Source organism: uncultured Campylobacter sp. (assembly GCF_938045775.1).
Lineage (GTDB): Bacteria > Campylobacterota > Campylobacteria > Campylobacterales > Campylobacteraceae > Campylobacter_B.
This window is the reverse complement of the sequence record NZ_CALIBH010000118.1, coordinates 1-20038: the sequence shown is the minus strand read 5'-3', so window position 1 is coordinate 20038 and position 20038 is coordinate 1. Positions and strand designations below refer to the sequence as shown.

Annotated in this window: 19 protein-coding genes and 1 pseudogene; 15 read left to right on the top strand and 5 right to left on the bottom strand. The window is 46.9% G+C overall.

The window, feature by feature from the left end:
* The 14 genes from uppS to Q0238_RS04445 all read left to right on the top strand — a co-directional run bounded on the left by uppS (position 1) and on the right by Q0238_RS04445 (position 15576).
* Positions 1-678, top strand: a complete 678-nt coding sequence (gene uppS, locus Q0238_RS04510; protein ID WP_297943304.1) for a polyprenyl diphosphate synthase — start codon at positions 1-3, stop codon at positions 676-678.
* Between the two features lie 321 nt (positions 679-999).
* Entirely contained in the window at positions 1000-1425 is a 426-nt protein-coding gene (locus Q0238_RS04505) for a hypothetical protein (protein WP_297943302.1), read from the top strand.
* A gap of 65 nt (positions 1426-1490) precedes the next feature.
* Entirely contained in the window at positions 1491-2246 is a 756-nt protein-coding gene (locus Q0238_RS04500) for an A24 family peptidase (protein WP_297943300.1), read from the top strand.
* Positions 2239-3270: an LptF/LptG family permease gene (locus Q0238_RS04495; protein WP_177387932.1), complete on the top strand. Its 1032-nt coding sequence runs from the start codon at positions 2239-2241 to the stop codon at positions 3268-3270. The genes Q0238_RS04500 and Q0238_RS04495 overlap by 8 nt, the downstream gene beginning before the upstream one ends.
* 565 nt (positions 3271-3835) lie before the next feature.
* On the top strand, positions 3836-4591 hold the full coding sequence (truA, locus tag Q0238_RS12260; RefSeq protein WP_363317123.1) for a tRNA pseudouridine(38-40) synthase TruA: 756 nt from the start codon (positions 3836-3838) through the stop codon (positions 4589-4591).
* 233 nt (positions 4592-4824) lie between these two features.
* Complete coding sequence (locus tag Q0238_RS04485) at positions 4825-5766, top strand: TAXI family TRAP transporter solute-binding subunit (RefSeq protein ID WP_297943296.1); 942 nt, start codon at positions 4825-4827, stop codon at positions 5764-5766.
* A gap of 8 nt (positions 5767-5774) precedes the next feature.
* Positions 5775-7856: a TRAP transporter permease gene (locus tag Q0238_RS04480; protein ID WP_297943294.1), complete on the top strand. Its 2082-nt coding sequence runs from the start codon at positions 5775-5777 to the stop codon at positions 7854-7856.
* Between the two features lie 623 nt (positions 7857-8479).
* Positions 8480-10603, top strand: a complete 2124-nt coding sequence (locus Q0238_RS04475) for a TonB-dependent receptor (protein WP_297943292.1) — start codon at positions 8480-8482, stop codon at positions 10601-10603.
* Entirely contained in the window at positions 10597-11493 is an 897-nt protein-coding gene (locus Q0238_RS04470) for an alpha/beta hydrolase-fold protein (RefSeq protein ID WP_297943290.1), read from the top strand. The genes Q0238_RS04475 and Q0238_RS04470 overlap by 7 nt, the downstream gene beginning before the upstream one ends.
* A 170-nt stretch (positions 11494-11663) precedes the next feature.
* Positions 11664-11903: a hypothetical protein gene (locus tag Q0238_RS04465; protein ID WP_297943288.1), complete on the top strand. Its 240-nt coding sequence runs from the start codon at positions 11664-11666 to the stop codon at positions 11901-11903.
* Between the two features lie 879 nt (positions 11904-12782).
* A complete protein-coding gene (locus Q0238_RS04460) occupies positions 12783-13241 on the top strand; it encodes a CidA/LrgA family protein (RefSeq protein ID WP_297943286.1) in 459 nt (152 codons plus the stop codon).
* On the top strand, positions 13238-13930 hold the full coding sequence (locus tag Q0238_RS04455; protein ID WP_295151400.1) for an LrgB family protein: 693 nt from the start codon (positions 13238-13240) through the stop codon (positions 13928-13930). The genes Q0238_RS04460 and Q0238_RS04455 overlap by 4 nt, the downstream gene beginning before the upstream one ends.
* A gap of 9 nt (positions 13931-13939) precedes the next feature.
* Positions 13940-14506, top strand: a complete 567-nt coding sequence (locus Q0238_RS04450) for a cytidylate kinase-like family protein (RefSeq protein WP_297943274.1) — start codon at positions 13940-13942, stop codon at positions 14504-14506.
* 479 nt (positions 14507-14985) lie between these two features.
* Complete coding sequence (locus Q0238_RS04445; RefSeq protein WP_297943263.1) at positions 14986-15576, top strand: tetratricopeptide repeat protein; 591 nt, start codon at positions 14986-14988, stop codon at positions 15574-15576.
* Between the two features lie 254 nt (positions 15577-15830).
* Here Q0238_RS04445 and Q0238_RS04440 read toward each other — a convergent pair.
* The 4 genes and pseudogenes from Q0238_RS04440 to Q0238_RS04425 form a co-directional block, all read right to left on the bottom strand.
* Positions 15831-15995, bottom strand: a pseudogene (locus Q0238_RS04440) (flagellar basal body rod C-terminal domain-containing protein); the annotation flags it as partial.
* Between the two features lie 186 nt (positions 15996-16181).
* Positions 16182-16403: a type II toxin-antitoxin system RelE/ParE family toxin gene (locus Q0238_RS04435; protein WP_297943261.1), complete on the bottom strand. Its 222-nt coding sequence runs from the start codon at positions 16401-16403 to the stop codon at positions 16182-16184.
* On the bottom strand, positions 16397-16624 hold the full coding sequence (locus Q0238_RS04430) for a hypothetical protein (protein WP_297943259.1): 228 nt from the start codon (positions 16622-16624) through the stop codon (positions 16397-16399). The genes Q0238_RS04435 and Q0238_RS04430 overlap by 7 nt, the downstream gene beginning before the upstream one ends.
* A 208-nt stretch (positions 16625-16832) precedes the next feature.
* On the bottom strand, positions 16833-17684 hold the full coding sequence (locus Q0238_RS04425) for a DUF2314 domain-containing protein (RefSeq protein ID WP_297943257.1): 852 nt from the start codon (positions 17682-17684) through the stop codon (positions 16833-16835).
* A gap of 197 nt (positions 17685-17881) precedes the next feature.
* On the opposite strand from Q0238_RS04425, the gene Q0238_RS04420 reads away from it, so the two are divergent.
* On the top strand, positions 17882-18940 hold the full coding sequence (locus Q0238_RS04420; RefSeq protein ID WP_297943255.1) for a hypothetical protein: 1059 nt from the start codon (positions 17882-17884) through the stop codon (positions 18938-18940).
* 667 nt (positions 18941-19607) lie between these two features.
* Here Q0238_RS04420 and Q0238_RS04415 read toward each other — a convergent pair.
* The coding region (locus tag Q0238_RS04415) for a dihydropteroate synthase (RefSeq protein WP_297943253.1) at positions 19608-20038 on the bottom strand (431 nt) is incomplete at its 5' end.

Below are 20038 nucleotides of genomic sequence, written 5' to 3'. Positions count from 1 at the left end.
GTGAATAGCCTAAATCATCTAGCCCTCGTGATGGACGGCAACGGGCGCTGGGCGAAAAAGCGCGGTCTGCTGCGCACCGGCGGGCACGAAGCGGGCGCGGAGGTTGTGGAGCAGATCTGCGAGTTTTGCATCGACGAAGGCATCGCAAACCTCACGCTCTACGCCTTTAGCACCGAAAATTGGAAGCGTCCGAAAAGCGAAGTGGAATTTTTGATGAAACTGCTTCAAAAATTCCTAATCTCGCGCCGCGAAAAATTTATCCAAAACGGGATAAAATTCTATCCGATCGGCGACATATCGGCTTTTGAGGGCGATCTGCGAAGCGAGATCGAATATCTTTCAAATTTAACTCAAAACGGGCGAGCGCTAAATTTTAACCTAGCGATCAACTACGGCTCGCGAGACGAGATCACCAGGGCGTGCGAGCGGCTGCTTGTAAGCGGCGAGCGCCTAAGCGAAGCGGGCATCGGCGCGCATCTGGATACCGCGCACAGCGGCGACGTGGATCTGCTGGTGCGCACGGGCGGCGAGCAGCGGCTGTCGAATTTCTTGCTCTGGCAGGCAAGCTACGCCGAGCTTGCGTTTACGCCGACGCTGTGGCCGGATTTCACGCGCGAGGAGCTTGCGCGCATAGTGGATGATTTCCGCCGCAAACAGCGCCGCTTCGGCGGTCTTTAAGCTGCGGCGCAGTCGCTCTAACGGTCGCTTAAATTTTAAAATTTTAATTTGCAGAACCGCCTGCGACGCAGTAAATTTTAAAATTTAATTCGCGGGCGCTCGCGAACACTATGAAATTTTAAAATTTCAGGATTTTAATTTACGGCATCGTAAAATTTAAAATTTTAATACGTAGGCGCGCGGCGCTATAGAAATTTTAAATTTCGCCCTTTTAAATTTAAAGCTCTAGCGCGAGCCGTGTTACGAGGCGCGGTAAATTTAAACGCGGCATAATTTTAAAAATCACGCTGCCCGTTCACGCTAAAACCGATAAGGAGGGCTATGAGCTACTACATACAATGCGGTTGCGGCAAAAAGCTTACCAAAAAGCCGATGAAAACCCTAAGATGCCCAAGATGCGGCAGCGTGTATAAAAAACCAAAGAAATTTATACTGGCGGTCTACATTTGCCTGCTTGTGTTTTTTATGCTAGCGTTTGCTTTCATCCCCGATAAAATGGGGATTTTGGCATCCGCAGGCAGCGGGATAGGCGCATATATTATGTTTTTATGGATCGTAGATACTTTGAACTTCGATCTTTTGGACGCCGTGATACTGGTGGCGGGATTTTTGATTTTCGGCGGATTATATGAGGCATGTGGCGAGCCGCTAATCGCAGGGCTCATAGCCATTTTATTTTGCGTAGGCGCGGCAGCGATTTTCGTAAAATTTTTCCCTTATGAGAGGCAAAAAATCAATGAAAACTAAGAAATTTCTCGCTACCATAGAGCGTTTGATTAAATTTTAAAAAGTTAAAGCTCCAAAGGAAAAAGATGGATTTAAATATCGTTTACGGCGTGATTTTTGCGGTATTCGGCACCTGCGTAGGCTCGTTTTGCAACGTCCTGATCTACCGCTTGCCGCGCGGACAGAGCGTCAATTTCCCCGCATCGCACTGCCCCAAATGCTCTCACGCTTTAAAATTTTACCACAACATTCCGCTGCTTTCGTGGCTCTTTTTGGGCGGCAAATGCGCCTTTTGCAAAACCAAAATTTCGATCCGCTACCCGATCGTCGAGCTTTTAGGCGGCGTGCTTGCGCTTGCGGCGTATTTCGGCGAGCCCGATCTTGCAAAAGCCGCGGTGCTCGGGCTTTGCTTCATATTGCTTATGGCGCTTTCGGCGATCGATTTTGAGTATAAAGCCGTGCCCGAGAGCCTTCTTTACGTAGTTACAGCGCTTTCGCTTGCTTACACGCTGATGTATGATTTTGATCTTAACGGCGTTGGCGCGGCGGCGGGATACGCGGCGATATTTTTCGTGCTGCGCCTCATCGTCACCTTTGTGCTAAAGCGCGAAGCGATGGGCAGCGCGGATATTTTTATCGCGGGCGTTATGGGGGCGATTTTGGGCTGGAAGCTGGGCGGCATCTCGATCTACATCGGCGCGATTTTGACGCTGCCTGCGTATCTCATCGCGCACAAAAGAGGCTACGAGCTGCCGTTCGTGCCGTTTTTATCGATGGGGCTGCTTCTTACCTTTATATTCAAAGATCAAATTTTAAGGCTCTTGGACGTCATTTATGGATAGGGTGCAGCGCTATTTATTTAGCAATTTCGTTAGTTCCTTTGCGTCGCTTTTTAGCACGCTTTTTATCATAATGTCGATCGTCTTTTTCCTTCAGATCGCGCGTATTACGTCGTTTATCGAGATAAATTTTTCGGAGCTAGTCAAGCTCTATCTTTTCATGCTGCCACGCATACTCATATTTACGGTGCCGATCGCGTTTTTCGTAGCGCTTAGTATCTCGCTTTTTAGGCTCTCTAAAGAGAACGAAACCATCGTCATTTTTACCATCGGCTACGCTACGCGTAAGATCGCGCTGTTTTTCGGCATAAGCGCCGCGCTGTGCTCTTTGGCGCTGCTTTTCGTATCGCTTTTTATGATGCCGATAGCCGAAAATTTAAAGGACAATTTCATCGATTACAAAAAGATCAGCGCGACGCTAAATATCAAATCCAACGAATTCGGGCAGAAATTCTCCGACTGGCTCGTTTTTATCGACTCGCAGGAAAACAACGGCACAAGCACGCTGTATAAGGATCTCGTGCTGTATAATCCGGGTAACTCGCAGGATCACGAGCGGATGATCGTAGCGCGTAGCGGCGAGTTTAAAAACGAAAACGCGAGCTTTTCTGCGATGCTACACGACGGCAAAATTTACACGATGGGCGGCGAGCAGTGGCACGTAAGCGAGTTTGAAAGCCTAACCCTGCGCACGCAAAGCGACCGCAATATCCGCGGCGGAGGCGGCGTGATCGGATACTGGAGCGATATGAGCGGCAGCGAGAAGCGCAGGAAGGAATTTAGCATCTACACCCTCGTCTCGCTCTTTCCGCTGGCGAGCTTTTTGTTTGCGCTAAGCCTCGGCATCGTGACCTATCGCTACGAAAAGGGCTTCGTTTACGCGGGGATCTTCGGCGTGCTTTTTAGCTACTTCGCGATGATTATGCTGCTCTCCAAATACCCGAGCATCGCGCTTCCAGTGACATTCGGCGTTACGCTTATCGGCTCGCTGCTATACTACAGGATCAAAATTGCCCCGAGGTACTAAAAAAGACTCCGAGCTTTGCGGCGGCGAAATTTTAAACGAAAGCTCGTCTGCTCGAAATTTAGCGGATAAAATTTCGGCGAGCAGGTCTAGCGCGTCTAAAATTTTGCGTGGCGTAAATTTAAAACGCGAAGCGCAAAACGGCGAGCAGGTTTTGATCTTAAACGACGGGTTTTCAAATTTTAAAAATTCCGCTCTCGCAAGCTCGGCGAGCGATACGGCTACCTATACTGCGCCCGATTGCGGTTTGAATCACGAAAGCTCCGAGCAAAGCTATAGCGCTGTTTGCGTCAAAAAGACCGCGCGAGGGGCAAATTTAAATTCCGCCCGCAAAAATTCCGCCGATACCGCCGCTTCCGATATTTGCGCGGCAAGCGCAGAGGAAATTTATACGACCGTGCGCACAGCCGCCCGCACCATAAACTCTCTCAAAGCAGACGCCGCCTACAAAGCGAGCATTTCCGCAAACACCCTCACAAGCGCGTCCGAACTCAAAAATATTCCCAAGAGCGCGCCCGCAAGCGACTTCGCAGCGAGCGAGCTTGCACACATCGGCAAAATAAGCACCCTGCCAAATACTCCCGCAGATGCGTGTACCTTTGCAGCGAGCGCAAACTCCGAGCGCGTAAAGCTCAAGCTCATCTATTCCTATGACGGCTCGAAATTTAGCGGCTCGCAGTCTCAACCTCACGGGCGCAGCGTCGAGGACGTGCTGCGCGCGGCTTTGGGGCGAGTAGGGATCTTTGCGCCGCTAATTAGCAGCTCGCGCACAGATAAAGGGGTGCACGCGCTGCGCCAGGTAAGCTGCGTCGAATGCGCCGTGCACTGGGAGCTGCCGCGCCTAAAAGAACTCATCAACCGCCACTGCGCGCCCTATATTTTTGTGCAACACATCAGCCAGGTACCGCGCGACTTTCATCCGCGTTACGACGCCGTGGCGCGCTGTTATCGCTACGTTTTAAACCACGGACGTCCAAGCCCCTTTCTTAGCGATTTTTGCGTGTTTTATCCGCGCGTGGATCTTGCTGCGCTCAATGCTGCGCTTGCAAATTTCATCGGCGAGCACGATTTTAGCGAGTTTATGAAAAGCGGCAGCGACATAAAAAGCCCTGTGCGCGAGCTCTACGTCGCGCGCGCCTACTCTTTTAGAAATTTGACTTTGATAAATTTTAAAGCCAATGGGTTTTTGCGAGCGCAGGTGCGGCTGATGGTCGCAAACGCGCTAAAATCCGTGCAGAGCGGGCGCAAGATCAGCTTCTCGCGAGCTCTTAGCAGAATCCCCTTTCCGCCGAACGGGCTGTATCTTAGCGGCGTGAGTTATTAAGGCTTTAAATTTATAGCGTTAAATTTTATCTCCAGACGTTTGGATTTCAAGCTTAGAATTTTATTGCGGTAAAATTCCACATATCAGAGCAGATCGCCACCCTACTTTGATATTAAATCACCTGCACCACGATGTGTAAAATCGTAAATTTGCGCAAAATTCGATCTATTTTTATTAGAATTTTATAGAAATTTAGCAATACTTTCAAACTTTTAACTCAAAAAGGAGCAAAGATGAAAAAATTTTCTGTTGCTTTGGCCGGTTTGGCCTTACTAGCTAGCGTTTCGGGCGCTAAGGAGTTCATCAATATCGGCACCGGCGGTATGACCGGCACCTATTATCCCGTAGGCGGCGCGATTTGCCGCTTGGTAAATATGGATAAAAATATGAAGTGCTCCGTGCAATCGACGGGCGGCTCGACGTATAACATCAACAACGTGCTGAAAAAAGAGCTAAATTTCGGCTTTGCTCAAAGCGACGTCGTCTATGATAAATACAACGGCACGGGCAAATTTCAAGGCGCGGCGGATAAAAATTTACGCTCCGTAATCTCGATCTATCCGGAGCTTTTGGCTTTCGTCGTCTCTAAAGAAAGCGGTATTAAAGCCTACGGCGACGCTGCGGGCAAAAAGATCAATATCGGAAACCCGGGCAGCGGCAACGAGCTAACCAGCACGATAGTTTTTGAAAATTACGACTTCGATCTTAAAAAGCTTGCTCAGCACGGCGTTTTAACGGCGCAAGAATGCCCTATGGCGCTAAAAGATAAGAAGATCGACGGATACTTCTACGTCGTAGGACATCCGACCGCAAATATTACCGATGCGGCGACTTCGCTTCCTATCGACTTAGTCGGCATCGACGATGAGCATATCAAAAAAATTCTAGAAAAATATCCATATTTTGCCAAAGGCGTGATCCCTGCTAAAATGTATGACGGCGTAGATCACGATACGCAAACTATCGGCGTAAAGGCCGTGCTAGTAACCGACGCTAGCCAAAGCGACGAAGCGGTTAGGGCGGTAGTTAAGGCGATACTTGATAATTTCGACGAGTATAAAAAGCTACACCCCGCGCTAAATTTCGTAACCAAAGAATCGCTTTTAGAGGGACTTAGCGCGCCGCTTCATCCTGCGGCAGAGGCGGTGTATAAAGAAGCCGGGTTGTTGAAATAGGCTAGTTGATGGAGAAATCTACACAAAAAGATGAGCAGGTTTTAGAGGTAAAGAGTAGAGAATTTACCTCTAAAAAGCTCTTCTGGCTCGTGACGCTGGTCTGCTTCTCGTGGTCGGTCTTTCAGCTTTATATCGCGTATTTTACGCTAAATACGAATATCGCGCGCTCGATCCACTTGGCGTTCGCCGTTTTTATAATTTTTTCGCTTTTCCCGTTTCGCCCGCGCTCTAAGGCGCATTTTTACATCCCGTTTTACGATTATATTTTATTAATCGTCGGAGTCGCCGCGATCTTGTATCCTGCAATAGAATTTAACGGGCTAGCGCAGCGCCCGGGAAATTATCTAACCAGAGATATCGTAGCGTCGTTTATCGGAATTTTCATACTCTTTGAAGCAGGTCGTCGTATGATGGGACCAGCGCTTGGCATTATCGCTTTTACCTTTCTTCTGTATTGTTACTTCGGCCCTTATATGCCAGATATAATCGCGCACCGCGGCGCAAGCTTTGAACTACTTGCAGGGCATATGTTTTTAACTACAGAGGGCGTATTTGGCGTGCCGGTAGGGGTCAGCACCAGCTTCATCTATCTGTTCGTGCTATTCGGCGCGCTTTTGGAGCGAGCCGGAGCGGGGCAGTATTTTATAAACGTAGCGTTTGCGATTTTAGGTCGCTTTCGCGGAGGACCCGCCAAGGCTAGCGTAATCGCTAGCGGACTAACCGGCATGGTAAGCGGCAGCTCGACCGCAAACGTCGTGACGGTGGGCACCTTTACGATCCCGCTAATGAAAAAAGCGGGGCTTACCGCCACTAAAGCGGGCGCTATCGAGGTCGCAGCAGGCGTAAACGGGCAGCTTATGCCGCCTATCATGGGCGCTGCGGCGTTTATCATCGCGGAATTTTTAGGTATGAGTTACACCAACGTAATGATCGCGGCGGTGATCCCTGCTTTCGTCTGCTACGCGGGGTTATTTTTCATCGTGCATCTTGAAAGCTGCAAGTTGGGGCTTCACGGCAGCCGCGATTACGCCAAGGTTTCAAAGCTAAAAATTATATTTAGCGGAATTCATTACATAATACCGATTTTGGTGCTTCTTTTCACTCTATTGATTCTAAAAAAAAGCGCGATCTCTGCGGCGTTTAACTCGATCTGCGTGCTATTTTTGATAATGATCATACAAGAGCCCGCCAAGAAAACTATATTTGGCGAAAAGGTTGGCAAGTCCGATTTTATCGTCGGCTTTGTCGATATTTTTTGGGCTATGGTGGGCGCTGCTAAAAATATGGTCACGGTAGCCGTTGCCACCGCACTAGCGGGCATCATCATCGGCTCGATCTCGCTTACCGGGCTGGGACAGGTTCTTTCAGAGCTCGTAGAAGCAGTCGCAGGAAACAGCATAGTACTGATACTTCTGATGACTGCGATAATGAGCCTGATTTTGGGCATGGGACTTCCTACGACGGCGAATTATATCGTCGTTTCAAGCCTGATTGCGCCAGTGATTTTGATACTAGCGGGCAAAAACGGCTTTTTGATCCCCGCGATCGCGGTGCATCTTTTTGTCTTTTATTTTGGAATTTTAGCCGATGATACTCCGCCTGTGGGTATTGCTGCATATGCTGCGGCGGGCATCGCAAAGGCAAATCCGGTAACCGTGGGACTTCAGGGCTTCGTGTATGATCTGCGCACCGCAGTGCTCCCGTTTGCATTTTTCTTCAACAACAAGCTGCTTTTGATCCAAAGTATCGGCGATCCGATGGATTCAAAGAGCATCGTTTGGATCAGCGATCCACTGCAAATCGTGCTGATTTTTGCCACGGCGATCGTGGGTATGTTTGCCTTCAGCTCCTCGCTTCAGGGTTGGTTCGTAACAAAATGTAACCCGATAGAACGCCTGCTATTGCTGCTCGTAACGCCGCTAATGCTGGTGCCTAATATCTGCGCGAAATTTATCGAGTTTATCCCAAGCGAATATGCAAGTTATGGCATCGGCGCTGCGATCTACGCGCTGATATTTGCAAAGCAGTGGATTTTAAGACCTAAAGATTCGGGCGATTCGCACGCCGAAAATAGCACGCCTGCGGCGTAAATCCAAATTTGATCTCGCTGAATTTTAAGATAAATTTGCGGGGTCTTATTAAATTTATCTTCTTGCTTTTTATTCTTGCACCAGGATTTTAAATTTGAATCGACTCTTTGTTCTAAATTTAAATCCGTCTATCTAAACTACTCAAAATTTTAAATTGCGCCGAAGTGATTATGCTGCTTAGTAGATGAATTTATTCATACGAAGCTATTGTGTTAAAAAACATCGCATATTAATCCCAAGTCTATAATTATTCCAAGCGCAGGATGCACGAAATCAATAGAGCAAAGCCGTTTTCGCGCTGCCGCTTGAAATGCCTTCGATGGTTTAAATATACACGTCCACAAAAGCGAAAATGATTCTTAGAGCAGATAAAATCAAAAACTGTGCAAAATTTTTTCAAAACGATTTGATAATTAAGACTGGGCGTTATAAAATTTTACTTATTTACAGCAATATCTTGATTACATGCTGTACTTTATTTAACATAATTTTTTATAAAAATATCGATGGAATGGGGAATTATTAGTCAAATTTAATTCTATAAAAATACTTTAATAATTAATATTAAATTTATCCGCTTTGAGTTATAATCCGCGATTAAATTTCAAAATAAAGGAACAAAAATGCAAAAGGATATGTATTTTAAAAAGGCGAAATTTATCGCATTATCGATATGCGCGAGCGTTTCGATTTTATGCGGCGTCGAAGGCTCACACCTAAGTAGTGACGCAAATAGCACGAATCTTGGCGAGATCGTAGTAAGCGCGAGCGGCTTTCGCCAAGATATCAGGCAGGCGCCGGCCTCCATCTCCACCTTGGATAATAAAGAGATATCAAGCGGCAGATTCACTTCGCTACACGATATTGCGAATAAAATGCCGGGCGTTAGCGTCATCGCAGGCGACGACGGCCCGGCAAGCGGGATATCTATTAGAGGAATGGAAAGCTCTCAAACCCTTGTGCTTATCGACGGCAAACGTGTAAGTTCCGCGGCGGCGAACCCAAAAGGCGGAGCGGGCGATATGAACTCGAATTTTATCCCGCCCGCAGGAGCGATAGAGCGTATCGAGGTGATTAGAGGACCTATGAGTTCACTTTACGGAAGCGATGCGGTAGGCGGCGTGATAAATATCATTACGAAAAAGAATTTTTCTAAATTTAGCGGAAGCGCCGCTATATCTACAACTATCCAAGATCACGAGGGTATCGGAAACGGTAAGATGGGCGAAGCTTACGTCAATATTCCCTTCGGGCAGTATGCGGCACTTCAGCTGTGGGGATATAAAAAGCTGCGCGACGAGGATGGCTATAAGGGAGGCTATCAGAAGAGTGATAAATCGGATTCTAACGCCAAACTTTGGCTAACGCCGGATGAAAATAATAAATTTTACTTTCAAACCGGAAGACAAAATCATGATTATTCAAGGACCCTTGGTAAAACCGCCGTTTATCCCAACGCGCGCGGATTAAATCACTATAAATATAAAAGAGAAAATCACGGCGTCGGATATTTGGGCGAGTTTGAAAGCTTAAGCGCTGATATAAGTTATTTTTGGGATAAGACTCGCCGTACGAGCATTTTTGATAGCCTTTCGCCCGCAATCGTAAAAAATAGAAATTTTAATTCCAAATTTACGACTTATCTCGGTATAAATACGCTTACCTTCGGCTATGATTTTAGCAAACAGGATGTGCGAACGACTTTTATAGTTTCAAACGCGAATAGGCAAAATTTACGCTCTCCGCAGCGATTTTCTATGAACGAGCATGCGGGATTTTTAGAGGATGAGATCGAAATTTTGGAAAATACGCTATTTTTAACGCTCGGCGGCAGGCTCACGCATAACGAATACTTCGGCAACCACTTTTCTCCTAGAGCCTACGCGACGTTTAATATAGGCGATACCTGGACGATCAAAGGCGGCGTCGCAACCGGTTATAAAACTCCCGACGTCAATCAAATTTCGCCGGAAGTAGGCACGATTCAGGGCGGCTGGAGGATTATAGATTTCGGTAACAAGGATTTAAAGCCCGAGAAAAGCACGACCTACGAGATCGGGCTTTATTACGACAATGCAGACGATCTGCGCGGCAATATCACGCTATTTAAAAACGACTTCAAAGATAAAATTTTAGATACCGATGGCAGCAATATCAATAGGATTCCCGCTTACGGAGGCTGCGCCGGCGCACCGAGCGTTAATTGCCCGGGTTGGGGAACGTATTTTAATATAGAAGGGGCCGAGGTTTACGGCGTTGAACTGAGCGGCGATTACGATATTACTAAGAGGCTAAATTTCAAGGCAAACTACACCTATAGCCACTCCGAGATCGAAACCGGGGATCCTACGATATATACGCCAAACGGCGCCGTTAAATTTAGCCAAACCAATCTTAGTAGGCTAGATGGCAAATCCCTGACCGCTACTCCGAAACATGCCGCACATGCGACGCTTAGCTATAGGCCGATCGCTCCGCTTTCTACCTTTATCGGCCTTAATTACGAAAGCGAGCTTACAAGCGTGCAATTCGGTCCGGGCAATAGAGTCAGCAAAAACGACAAAAAGCTTTTTACTACGGATTTGGGCGCACAATACGATTTAAACGATAATCTGAGTCTAAATTTAACCGCCTACAATATCTTTGATAACGTCCGATACGACGAGGGTCTTGCGGACGACGACAATTACTATTGGTATCCCGAGGAGGGCAGGAGGTTTTGGTTTAAGGTAAACGCTAAATGGTAAGCCTAAAGAGCTTTCTTGCGGTATTTAACGCGCTCTTTTTAGCGTGCTTATTCGCTTGCGATCTGGGGGCAAAACCGCCACAAAAGATTGAGCGGGTAAGTGGAGCTGCGCGCGAAATGTTTAACGTGAGCGATTTTATTCTAAAAAGCAAGAGCGGCGAAAAATATAAAATTTTTATAGCTCGCCAAAAAAATGTCGCTCGCTACGATAGGGTAGTTTTTATGGTTGATGCGAACGCGCAGTTTCCGATACTTTTAAACTCCTATGCGAAAATTTATGCGAATGGCGCAAAGCAAAACACAAAAGCGGTGCCGAAATTAAGCAAAACCGTCCTTATAGTAGGCATCGGATACGACAGCCCGCTAGCGTATGATATTAAGCGTCGCACGAGAGATTTAACGCCCGCGGCGAGCGGCGAAGAATATGCAAACGGTGGCGGCGTAGCAGAATTTTACGATTTCGTAAAAGATGAACTATTTCCGCTCGTGGAGAAAAAATACTCTACAGCAAAAAGCGATAAAATTTACTTCGGACATTCTTTTGGCGGGCTATTCGGGATTTATGCTTTGCTGCGCGACGATGGGATTTTCGACGAGTTTTTTATCGCCTCACCTTCGTTGTGGTGGGGCGAATCACAGCTGATCAGAGATGCCCTAGACGAGGGAAAGCTTAGATCAAATTTAAAAGCGAAATTCATAATACTCGTTGCCGGCTCGCGTGAAATACGTAAAGGAAAAACCGATAAAGCGGGAATTTTAAAAGCGGCCGATCTAGCTGAAATTTTAAAAACAAAGGGGCTTTCTTGCGAGTTTAAGCTCTACGAAGGCACTTCGCACGGCGAAGTAATCCCATTGGCTTTGCAAGATTTAGCGCTATTTACGCAAAGATAATCTTCTATTTAGCAGGTAAAACCTTGATCTAAACCCGGCTCGTTTATATTTGCAAGCGTAAGACCGTACGGCGAAGGCTCGTTGATTGCGCCGAAACGCCGTCGCCGGATTTAAGAAATTAAATTTTAAAGCCCTTTTGGCTAGTATCGCGCAAATTTAAAGGGGAGAAAATGCAAAGTTTCAAATGGCAAATTTCAAAACGGCTCAAGCAGGCGATGCGCGAGCGAGATATCGATAATCTCGCGCTCGTGCGGCGCACGGACGAGCTGTATTCGCGCTCGCACCCGGGCCATGACGAGGATATGCGCGCCGAAGTTTACACCGTCTTGGACGAATACGCGCCCAATGTCGATATTGAAATTTTAGATCTCGTCTGCAAGGTTCTAGACGTCAAAATCGAGCTAGGCTAAGCTTTGCGCGGGATTCGCCTGCGCTTTTTGCTCGGGTGGCGGCGCTAAATCGGTTTTTGAAATTTTATTTAATTCGGCTTTGCACTGCGACGCTGATCGCACTGCGAGCCGCGACCGCTCCCAGCCTTAAAATACGCAGCGCATGGCATTCGCGCCGCACTTGTCATTTGCTACACATGGATTTCAAGCCGGCTAAAACGAGCCGTCGCTCATACGACCGCGCCCGCCGCAAAATTTGCTAGCGGCGTGTCTTACGCGGTATTAAATTTTAACGGCGCCGTAAAATTTAGTAGCGACAGCACCCATATCCGCGAGACGCGGATCGTGAAATTTAAACTCGAGCGGCGCGAACTTCTTAATTTAAACACTCGCTTGCCCGTTCTTTAAAATTAAGCGCGCTTGTTTATTCGCCGAAATTTAACTCAAATTTAAACGCTCTCTCGCAGGAATTTTAAAATTTACCCACGATTGCATCAGCTCGCACAGCTTCCACACGACTCGTACTACCCAATGTGCGCCTGGCTACTCCACGCGATGTGTTTTTGCGCCGTGAAGTTGGGAGCAGAGTTCGGCGCAGAATTGTGTATAAAATTTCATTCACGCAGCTGGCTCGCAGATAGTTTAACCGGCAGCTCCAAATTCTGAACTCCGATCAAAATTTTTTCTAACGACTCCAAATTTTAAATTCCAATCAAAATTCACTCAAGCGGCGACAAATTAGCGATTAAAATTTGAAATTTTAGAAGTGAAATCTCGCTCCTGCTTGCGATCAAAATTTTAAATTTTGCCGCAAAATTTCGCCCAAACCTAGCAAGATTAATATCTATTTTAACTGCAAAGTGCTAAATTTAGCGCTAAAATTTTAATCCGAGGTAAGCTTTGAACTACTTAATCCAATTCAGTGTGATTTTAGGAATATCTTTTGTTGCGGAGATTTTGGCGGCGCTCGTGCCTGCGCCAATCCCCGCTAGCATCTATGGGCTAGTCATTATGCTTTTAGCCCTGATCTTTAAACTCATCAAAGTATCGCAGATCAGAGAAACCGTGTCGTTTTTTATGCAGATTATGCCGGTGATCTTTATCCCAGCGGGTGCTGCGATCATCATCGCAGGCGACGCGCTACGCCAGCATCTTTTCGCAATCATCGCGATTACGGCAGTCTCTACGGTAGTAGTCATCGGTGCAAGTGGCGCAGTAACGCAGATCTTTTATAAAATCGCCCTCGCCCGCGTTAAGCGCAGGCTTTACGAAGCCGCGCACGAACAAGACAGCGTGAATACAAAGGGCGTGGATGCGAAACTGGAGCGCGAAATTTTATCCGGAGACGACAAAAAATGAGAGAAATTTTAATGAACTCCGCTTTTTTCGGCGTATTTTTGTGCCTAGGCTCGTTTGAGCTGGGACTTTATCTAAAAAAGCGCTTTAAGCTAACTATTTTCAACCCGCTTCTAATCGGTATCGTGCTTACCGTCTGCGTGCTTTTAATCTTTAAAATTCCATACGAGAAATTTAACGCGAGCGCCTCGCACATTAGCTTTTTCTTAACGCCGATCACCGTCTGTCTAGCTGTGCCGCTATACGAGCAGCTGGCGCTTTTACGAAGTAATTTTTTAGCTATTTTTGCAGGACTGATTTCGGGTATGATCGCAGGGCTAGGCAGCATCTACGCGATGTCGGTGATATTTGGGCTAAATCACACAATGTATGTCACGCTACTACCAAAATCCGTCACGGCACCAATCGGTATGGGTATCAGCGAAAGCTTAGGCGGCATCGTGACACTAACGGTGGCCTGCATCATCGCTACGGGCATCATCGGCAGTGTATTTGGCGAGGCACTACTTAAAATTTTTGGCATAAAAAAGGCGATGGCAAAAGGTATCGCCCTAGGCTGCGCGAGCCATGCGATGGGAACGGCGCGCGCTCTTGAGATCGGTGACGTAGAGGGCGCGATGGCGTCTTTAGCAATGGCAGTTACGGGACTTCTTACCGTCATCGGTGCCGGTATATTTGCACATTTCATCTAAGGAGAAAATATGATAATCTCGATCGCTAGACAAACGGGCGCAGGTGGGCGCGAAACCGCGCGCAAACTAGCCGAGCGCTTAGGCTACACCTATCTAGCCAAGGCGGATCTGCTCCGCAAAGCAGACGAGCTTGGCTGCTTCGAGCAGATGTATGAGTTCTACAACGAAATGCCCGTAAATACGCTGCTTCAGGCAATCTCGCACAACGAGCTAGCCAATGAGCAGAAGCGCGATCGCATCGTAGCAATTTACGAAAAGATCGTCTCGGGCGGCAACGTTATAGTGCTTGGACGCTGCGCCGGGTTTTTCTTGCGCGGACATCCGGATCTGCTGACGGTATTTTTGCGCGCGAGCGATGAGTTTAAGCTCGCTAGATTGGAAAAAGAGGGTCATACCGACGCGCGCGAGTATATGGAAAACAGCGACGCAGGCAGGATGAGTTTTCATCAATACTACACCAACCAAGTCTGGGGCGCGTCCGCAAACTACAATATCTGCATCGACACGTCGTATTGCGGCATCGATAACGCGGTAAATATCATAGAATATCTGGTTAAAAACCACGATAAAAAGTAAAATTTGAAACTTTGCGACGGGCGCGGTAGCGAGGCGACATTGCTGCGACAACGAGGCTACGGCAATGAAATTATATCGGCGCAATATCGCTGCGGGTGGCGCGGCATCGTTGCGGGGTAACGAGATTATGTCGCTGCGGCATTGCTGCGGCGAAATTTTACGCTAAGATTTAGGGAAACATGATGACAGCAGCGATACGATCTTATGCGTGGTAAATTTTCCGTGGTTATCGGCGGCAAATTTCTGGGTGCAAGCGAGCAAATTTACGGGTTTTAGAGCGGCTATTCGGGTTTTTGCGGCGGCGTTGGCGCTCAATTTACCCTAAATAGGCTAAATTTGACGGCTTTCTTTACGGTGTGATTTTGAGCAAACTCGGCAAAATCAGGCTTGCTCGAATTTCAAACCTTTAATGAAAATTTGCATTTTTTTAATGCTAAATTTTATAAAATGCCGATAAAAATTTTGGTAGGAGTAAATTTATGAAAAGATTAATCGCAGCGCTCGCCTGCGGGACGGTTTTGTTTGCGGCGGACGAGGATATAAAGCTCACAGATATAAATTTTTTTCAAAATGCCTGCGATAGAAGGATTAGCCAAGGATGTTTTAACTTAGGAGTAGCTTACAATAAAGGATTAGGCATAAAACAAGATTACGAAAAAGCTAGAATTTTTTTCTCCAAAGCTTGCGAATTAGGAGATGAAACAGGCTGCTACAACTTAGGAGTTTTATACGAAAAAGGACGGGGAACCATGCAAGACCATAAAAAGGCAAGCGCACTATTCTTAAAAGCTTGTAAGATGGGAGAAAAAATGAGCTGCTATAATCTTGGGGTTTTGTATACTAACGGTCAAGGCGTGGAGCAAAACTACAAAAATGCAGCCGAGTTATTTTCAAAAACTTGTGAATTTGAAATTGCACAAGGTTGTTTTAATGTCGGAATTTTATATCACAACGGTCAAGGGATGAAACGAGACGAAAAAATAGCCAAAAAGTATTTCGGCAAGGCATGCGATTTGGGAGATAAAGACGGTTGCGACAAATATAAAATCCTAGACGAGCAAGGATTGTGAGTTAGAACGCTAAAAGGCGGTAAATCCAGGTAAATTGAGCCGCCTTGACGCCTTAAAAAACCGCACTGCTCGTAAAATTTAGCCTAAATTTACTCAAATTTAGCTTTCGCGAGCCGCGATGTAAAAACCGCTCAATTTTGCCTAAATTTAACCCCGCAAAAAACGGCAAAAGCGGGCCAAATTTAAAAAGCCGCCTAACCCAAAATCCGCAAGGCAGTTTCAGGCCAGACGGCGTAAATTTAGCCTATTTTAGACTATCTTTTTAGACTATTTACGATCGAGAGCATATCGTCGCTCGTCGTGATCGTCTTTGAGTTGGCCTTGTAGGCGCGCTGAGCCGCGATGAGGTCGGTCATATCCTCGACCAGCCGGACGTTACTCATCTCGACGAATCCCTACCTGATCGTGCCGAGGCCGTCGAGCTCTGCCGTGCCGACTACGACCTCGCGCAGATTCCGTCGAGCGAGCTGGTGCAGGGCGAGGGGGTCATATATGTGCAGATCTGCGAGAAATGCGAGGTTTTAGGCGGCTGCTTTCAGTGCACGTGAGGGCAAAATCAAAATTTTAGCTAAAGCACGTCAAATTGCATTTAAAGATGGATAGAATTATAATGCTGTCCTTTTTGATCTGAAAAAGATCATCTCTCTGACGTCGTTTCTGTTTTGCTTTAAATTCTTTCTAAAGCGATACGGCATAAAGGGGATTTTCTCGATTTCGCTTTTGAGCTCGCGCATAAAATCATCAGCCCGAGCTTCGCTGTGCAAAGCTATAAAATTCGCGATATTTTCGAGTTCGCTCACGAAATTTTCAGAGTATAAAATTACCACGCGAGCCCTTTTTTGGCTAGCCTTTCTTTTATCTCATCATCGTTATAAAGCTTCAATTCGCCTTTGTCCAATCGATCTATTATCTCGTCGAGCTTTTTTTGATCGGATTCGCTTAGCATAGGTTCGTCGCAAACTATAGTCGCCGTCGGATCAAGTAGCAGCAAAGCCTTTATAGCTTTTATGGTGTTATCGTTTTGTGTTTTTATATTGATCGTCGCCATCGTAGCTCCTTTGCGTTTTATTTTACTAAAAAATTTTAAAATGCAGCTTTTGTAAAATTTTAAAATAGCTTCATGCTGCCTAAATTTGATTAAAAGGAATTTGCGGGTTATTGGCTTGGGTAAAAAAAAAGGGGGGGGGCACAGGGCGCAGGCTAAATTTTAATTTACAGCCAAATTTAGCCCGCCCGCATAGGCTGTAAAATGCTATCTACTCGTTAAGCGCCTCTGCGACGTGATCCCAACCAAGCGCTCTAGCATAATCAAGCGCGGTTTTGCCGTGGATATTTTTAGCGTTTTTATCCGCACCCTTAGCAAGCAAAAGCTCAACTCTCGTCAGATTGCCCGCGATCGCCTCGTGGTGCAGCATCGTGTAGCCCTTATCGTCCGTGCGCGTGATCTCGTCCGGATACCCGCGCAAAAACTCCTCGAAATTTTTCTTCGTATTGACGCTCATCGGGTGCTCGGTTAAATTTTGCGGATGTTCCTGCTGTTCGTACGCCACCAGCACGACGTCAGGATCGCCGAAATTTAGCCCCCACGCCTCGTCGTGCTCGGCGCGCTCGCTCTGGCTCATAGCCTTGCGCATCGCCTGCACGCTAAAGCCGCCGTAGGTCTTGCCCTCTATCGCAAACATCCAGTCGCTGATCTGCTCTAGTGGCACTGCGACCTCGTCGCCGTTTTTGACGTTGCTTAGCACGTTCGGGGCGTTTACGAGCACGCCGCAAACGCGCTCGCCGTCAAAATACACGTCGTTTACCCACATATGCTCGACCTCGGTGCTGCCATTTAGCTCTTGCGAAAAGGCGACCTTGACGCAGGCAAAGCTAAGCGCGGGGGCGATGCGGAGACGCTCCCAATATAGCTCGCGCCAGAAGTAGCGAAAGCTCTTTCGCGCCTGCTCGAATGCTTTTAGCATCGCCTCATCTTCGCCGTCCGCGTGAAACACGGGCTCGCTCTCTTTTGCGTCTTTTGCCGCGGCGTTTTCATCTTGCGCACCTTTGCTATCACTATCTTTCGAGCACGCGTCATCGCCGCCGAATAGTTTTTTAAACAGTCCCATTTGCTCCCCTTAAATTTAGTTGAGATTCGTATTGTATTTTAAATTTACTTTCATTTGCCTGATTAAAATAGCGGGCAAAATTTCACCGCGCGAGCCGTATAGCGGAGCGCAGAAGAGCAGGGCAGTTTTGCAGCTCGCGTTCCGCACCCGCGCAAAATTAGCTATAATTGCGTTTAAATTTAATTAAAGGAGAGATTATGGGGCTATTCGGTTTGGGCAAAAAAGCTGAAAAAGCGCAAATTCCAAGTACGTTTGCCGGCAGAGTGGATAAATTTTGGGCGGAATTTAGCGGCGCGATAGACGAGATCAAGGCTGATTTGGCGGCAAAAGAGTTTGAAAAGGCGATGCAAAAGACCGACGAGAAGCTTCGTATTTGCCTTGCCGAGCCCTATTTTATGACGGGGCTCGCGGGCGATAAGCTCGATCTGGTGCTAACTCCCGAGGGTATGAGGCACCGATTATTTTGGCTAAGCTTTATCAAAAACGCTATGCCTAGGCAGCTCGAATCCAAAATGCGCTGCACGCTCGGAAAGCCGCGTGCACCGCGAGGTATCGGCGGGATCGAGATGTACAATACGCACGTAAACGCCGAGGAGTCGATGATCTACGCGCAGTTTAACGAAAGCGACGTGGATATTAAAATTTACAACAAAAACCTAGCGGCTCTACTCGCGCAGGACGAGGGCAAAGCGGGCAATCTAAGTTTCATCCTACTTGATAACATCATCGGCGAGACGACGGTCATTAACACTTTAGGCATGCTTGAAGTGCTGGCCCAGCCGCAGGAAAACGGCGTGCCGCTAAGCGAATTTGCCGATCTGATCGATGAGAAATTCGGCGAAAAAGCTGCGCGCGAACCGCTAAAGAATTTTTTCAGCTACGAGATGGAGCCGCGCGGTAGCGAGGTGCGCGAGGACGTGATCGTGGGCACCACCTGCCTAACGGCCATCGTAAATCAGTACCTAAACGGCGAGCGCGACATCTACAACGAAGCCTTCGAGCTCGGTATCAAATTTTGCTTTCTTAGCATTGATAACGGCGGCGACGTGCAGGCGGGCTTTGATCTGCGAAACAAGATCGAGGACGAGGAGCTAGAAAGCTGCAGCTCATTTCTAGAGATAATCGGCGGCGCAACCGGACAGAGACACGCATACATCGATCTTATCTGCTATGACGAGGAGAAATTGAAAGAAAAGGTAAGCGAGCTTTGCAAAAAATATGGCGCAAATATCGAAATCCACGACTTTAAGCGGTAGCGACTCTAGTTTTTACCGTTACCAAAATTTGCGACTTAAGCGGTAGTGGTCTCTGTTTTTGTGGCAGATAAATTTAAAATTTTGCGCCATCGCGGAAAATAAATTTTAAAACTCTACGTCGCCGCGTAAAATAAATTTAAAATTTGCCGCGCCGCACGCTTTTCGTTCAGTTTTGTCGTTCCGCTGGTACGCGCTAAATTTGATCAAATTGCAAGCTTGCGGTGCAAATTATAGTGGCGCGATTTAGGATTTTGTTTATGCACGTGATTCGCTTGCAATGTAGATCAGCGTGGGCGTTTTTTATAAAATATACACACCGCTTGCAAATTTCACGCGCTGTACCTGTTCGCATACATAGGCTCGCTACGTAGAATTTTTATCGGCCACAATAATCTTCAGCGCGAGATTTGTTAAGATTTAAGCACCAACGCATAATTTGATAAAATTTTAGAAGCGGACACGCAATAAATTCCAAGAAAAAAACCAAGCACGAAAGAATTCTAATGAAATTTTGCAAAACGCTCTTTGATAGAATTTATAAAAATTATAAAGATTTGACTCGGACAAATTTTAAAATTCTATAAAAAGCGGGTTTTATCAAAATCTTGCCAAGCCATGAAATTTCAAGAAAATTCCTCAGAATTCCGATAAGTTTTTTGAAATTTTACTATAGCAGAATCCGATCCATCGCGCGCATTAGCCGCAGCATTTGAGCATGTTCGAAAACATCGTGAGTACGGATGATCGCAGCGCCGTTTAAAGCGGCGATCTGATGCAGATACAGCGAGCCTGCAAGCCTGTCCGAGACCGCAGAGGGGCTGTAAAAATCGATAACGCTCTTTCTACTCGCGCCTACAAGCAGCGGGCAGCCGAAGTGCAAGAAATGCTGCAAATTTTTAATCAGCACTAAATTTTGCTCGGCGGTCTTGCCAAAGCCGATACCCACGTCAAGGATGATCTTTTTAAGCCCCGCACTTTGCAGCTGCTGCAAATTCTGCGCAAAAAACTCATCGATCTCACCCATAAGATCGTCATATTTGGGCGCAAGCTGCATATTTTGCGGCTTTCCTTGCATGTGCATCAGCACGTAAGCGGCGT

What these genes read in the sequence shown, in the direction of transcription:
- Q0238_RS04505 (WP_297943302.1), top strand. Translation starts at nt 1,000, where the DNA reads ATGAGCTACTACATACAATGCGGTTGCGGCAAAAAGCTTACCAAAAAG.
- Q0238_RS04500 (WP_297943300.1), top strand. Translation starts at nt 1,491, where the DNA reads ATGGATTTAAATATCGTTTACGGCGTGATTTTTGCGGTATTCGGCACC.
- Q0238_RS04495 (WP_177387932.1), top strand. Translation starts at nt 2,239, where the DNA reads ATGGATAGGGTGCAGCGCTATTTATTTAGCAATTTCGTTAGTTCCTTT.
- Q0238_RS04485 (WP_297943296.1), top strand. Translation starts at nt 4,825, where the DNA reads ATGAAAAAATTTTCTGTTGCTTTGGCCGGTTTGGCCTTACTAGCTAGC.
- Q0238_RS04480 (WP_297943294.1), top strand. Translation starts at nt 5,775, where the DNA reads ATGGAGAAATCTACACAAAAAGATGAGCAGGTTTTAGAGGTAAAGAGT.
- Q0238_RS04475 (WP_297943292.1), top strand. Translation starts at nt 8,480, where the DNA reads ATGCAAAAGGATATGTATTTTAAAAAGGCGAAATTTATCGCATTATCG.
- Q0238_RS04470 (WP_297943290.1), top strand. Translation starts at nt 10,597, where the DNA reads ATGGTAAGCCTAAAGAGCTTTCTTGCGGTATTTAACGCGCTCTTTTTA.
- Q0238_RS04465 (WP_297943288.1), top strand. Translation starts at nt 11,664, where the DNA reads ATGCAAAGTTTCAAATGGCAAATTTCAAAACGGCTCAAGCAGGCGATG.
- Q0238_RS04455 (WP_295151400.1), top strand. Translation starts at nt 13,238, where the DNA reads ATGAGAGAAATTTTAATGAACTCCGCTTTTTTCGGCGTATTTTTGTGC.
- Q0238_RS04450 (WP_297943274.1), top strand. Translation starts at nt 13,940, where the DNA reads ATGATAATCTCGATCGCTAGACAAACGGGCGCAGGTGGGCGCGAAACC.
- Q0238_RS04445 (WP_297943263.1), top strand. Translation starts at nt 14,986, where the DNA reads ATGAAAAGATTAATCGCAGCGCTCGCCTGCGGGACGGTTTTGTTTGCG.
- Q0238_RS04430 (WP_297943259.1), bottom strand. Translation starts at nt 16,624, where the DNA reads ATGGCGACGATCAATATAAAAACACAAAACGATAACACCATAAAAGCT.
- Q0238_RS04425 (WP_297943257.1), bottom strand. Translation starts at nt 17,684, where the DNA reads ATGGGACTGTTTAAAAAACTATTCGGCGGCGATGACGCGTGCTCGAAA.
- Q0238_RS04420 (WP_297943255.1), top strand. Translation starts at nt 17,882, where the DNA reads ATGGGGCTATTCGGTTTGGGCAAAAAAGCTGAAAAAGCGCAAATTCCA.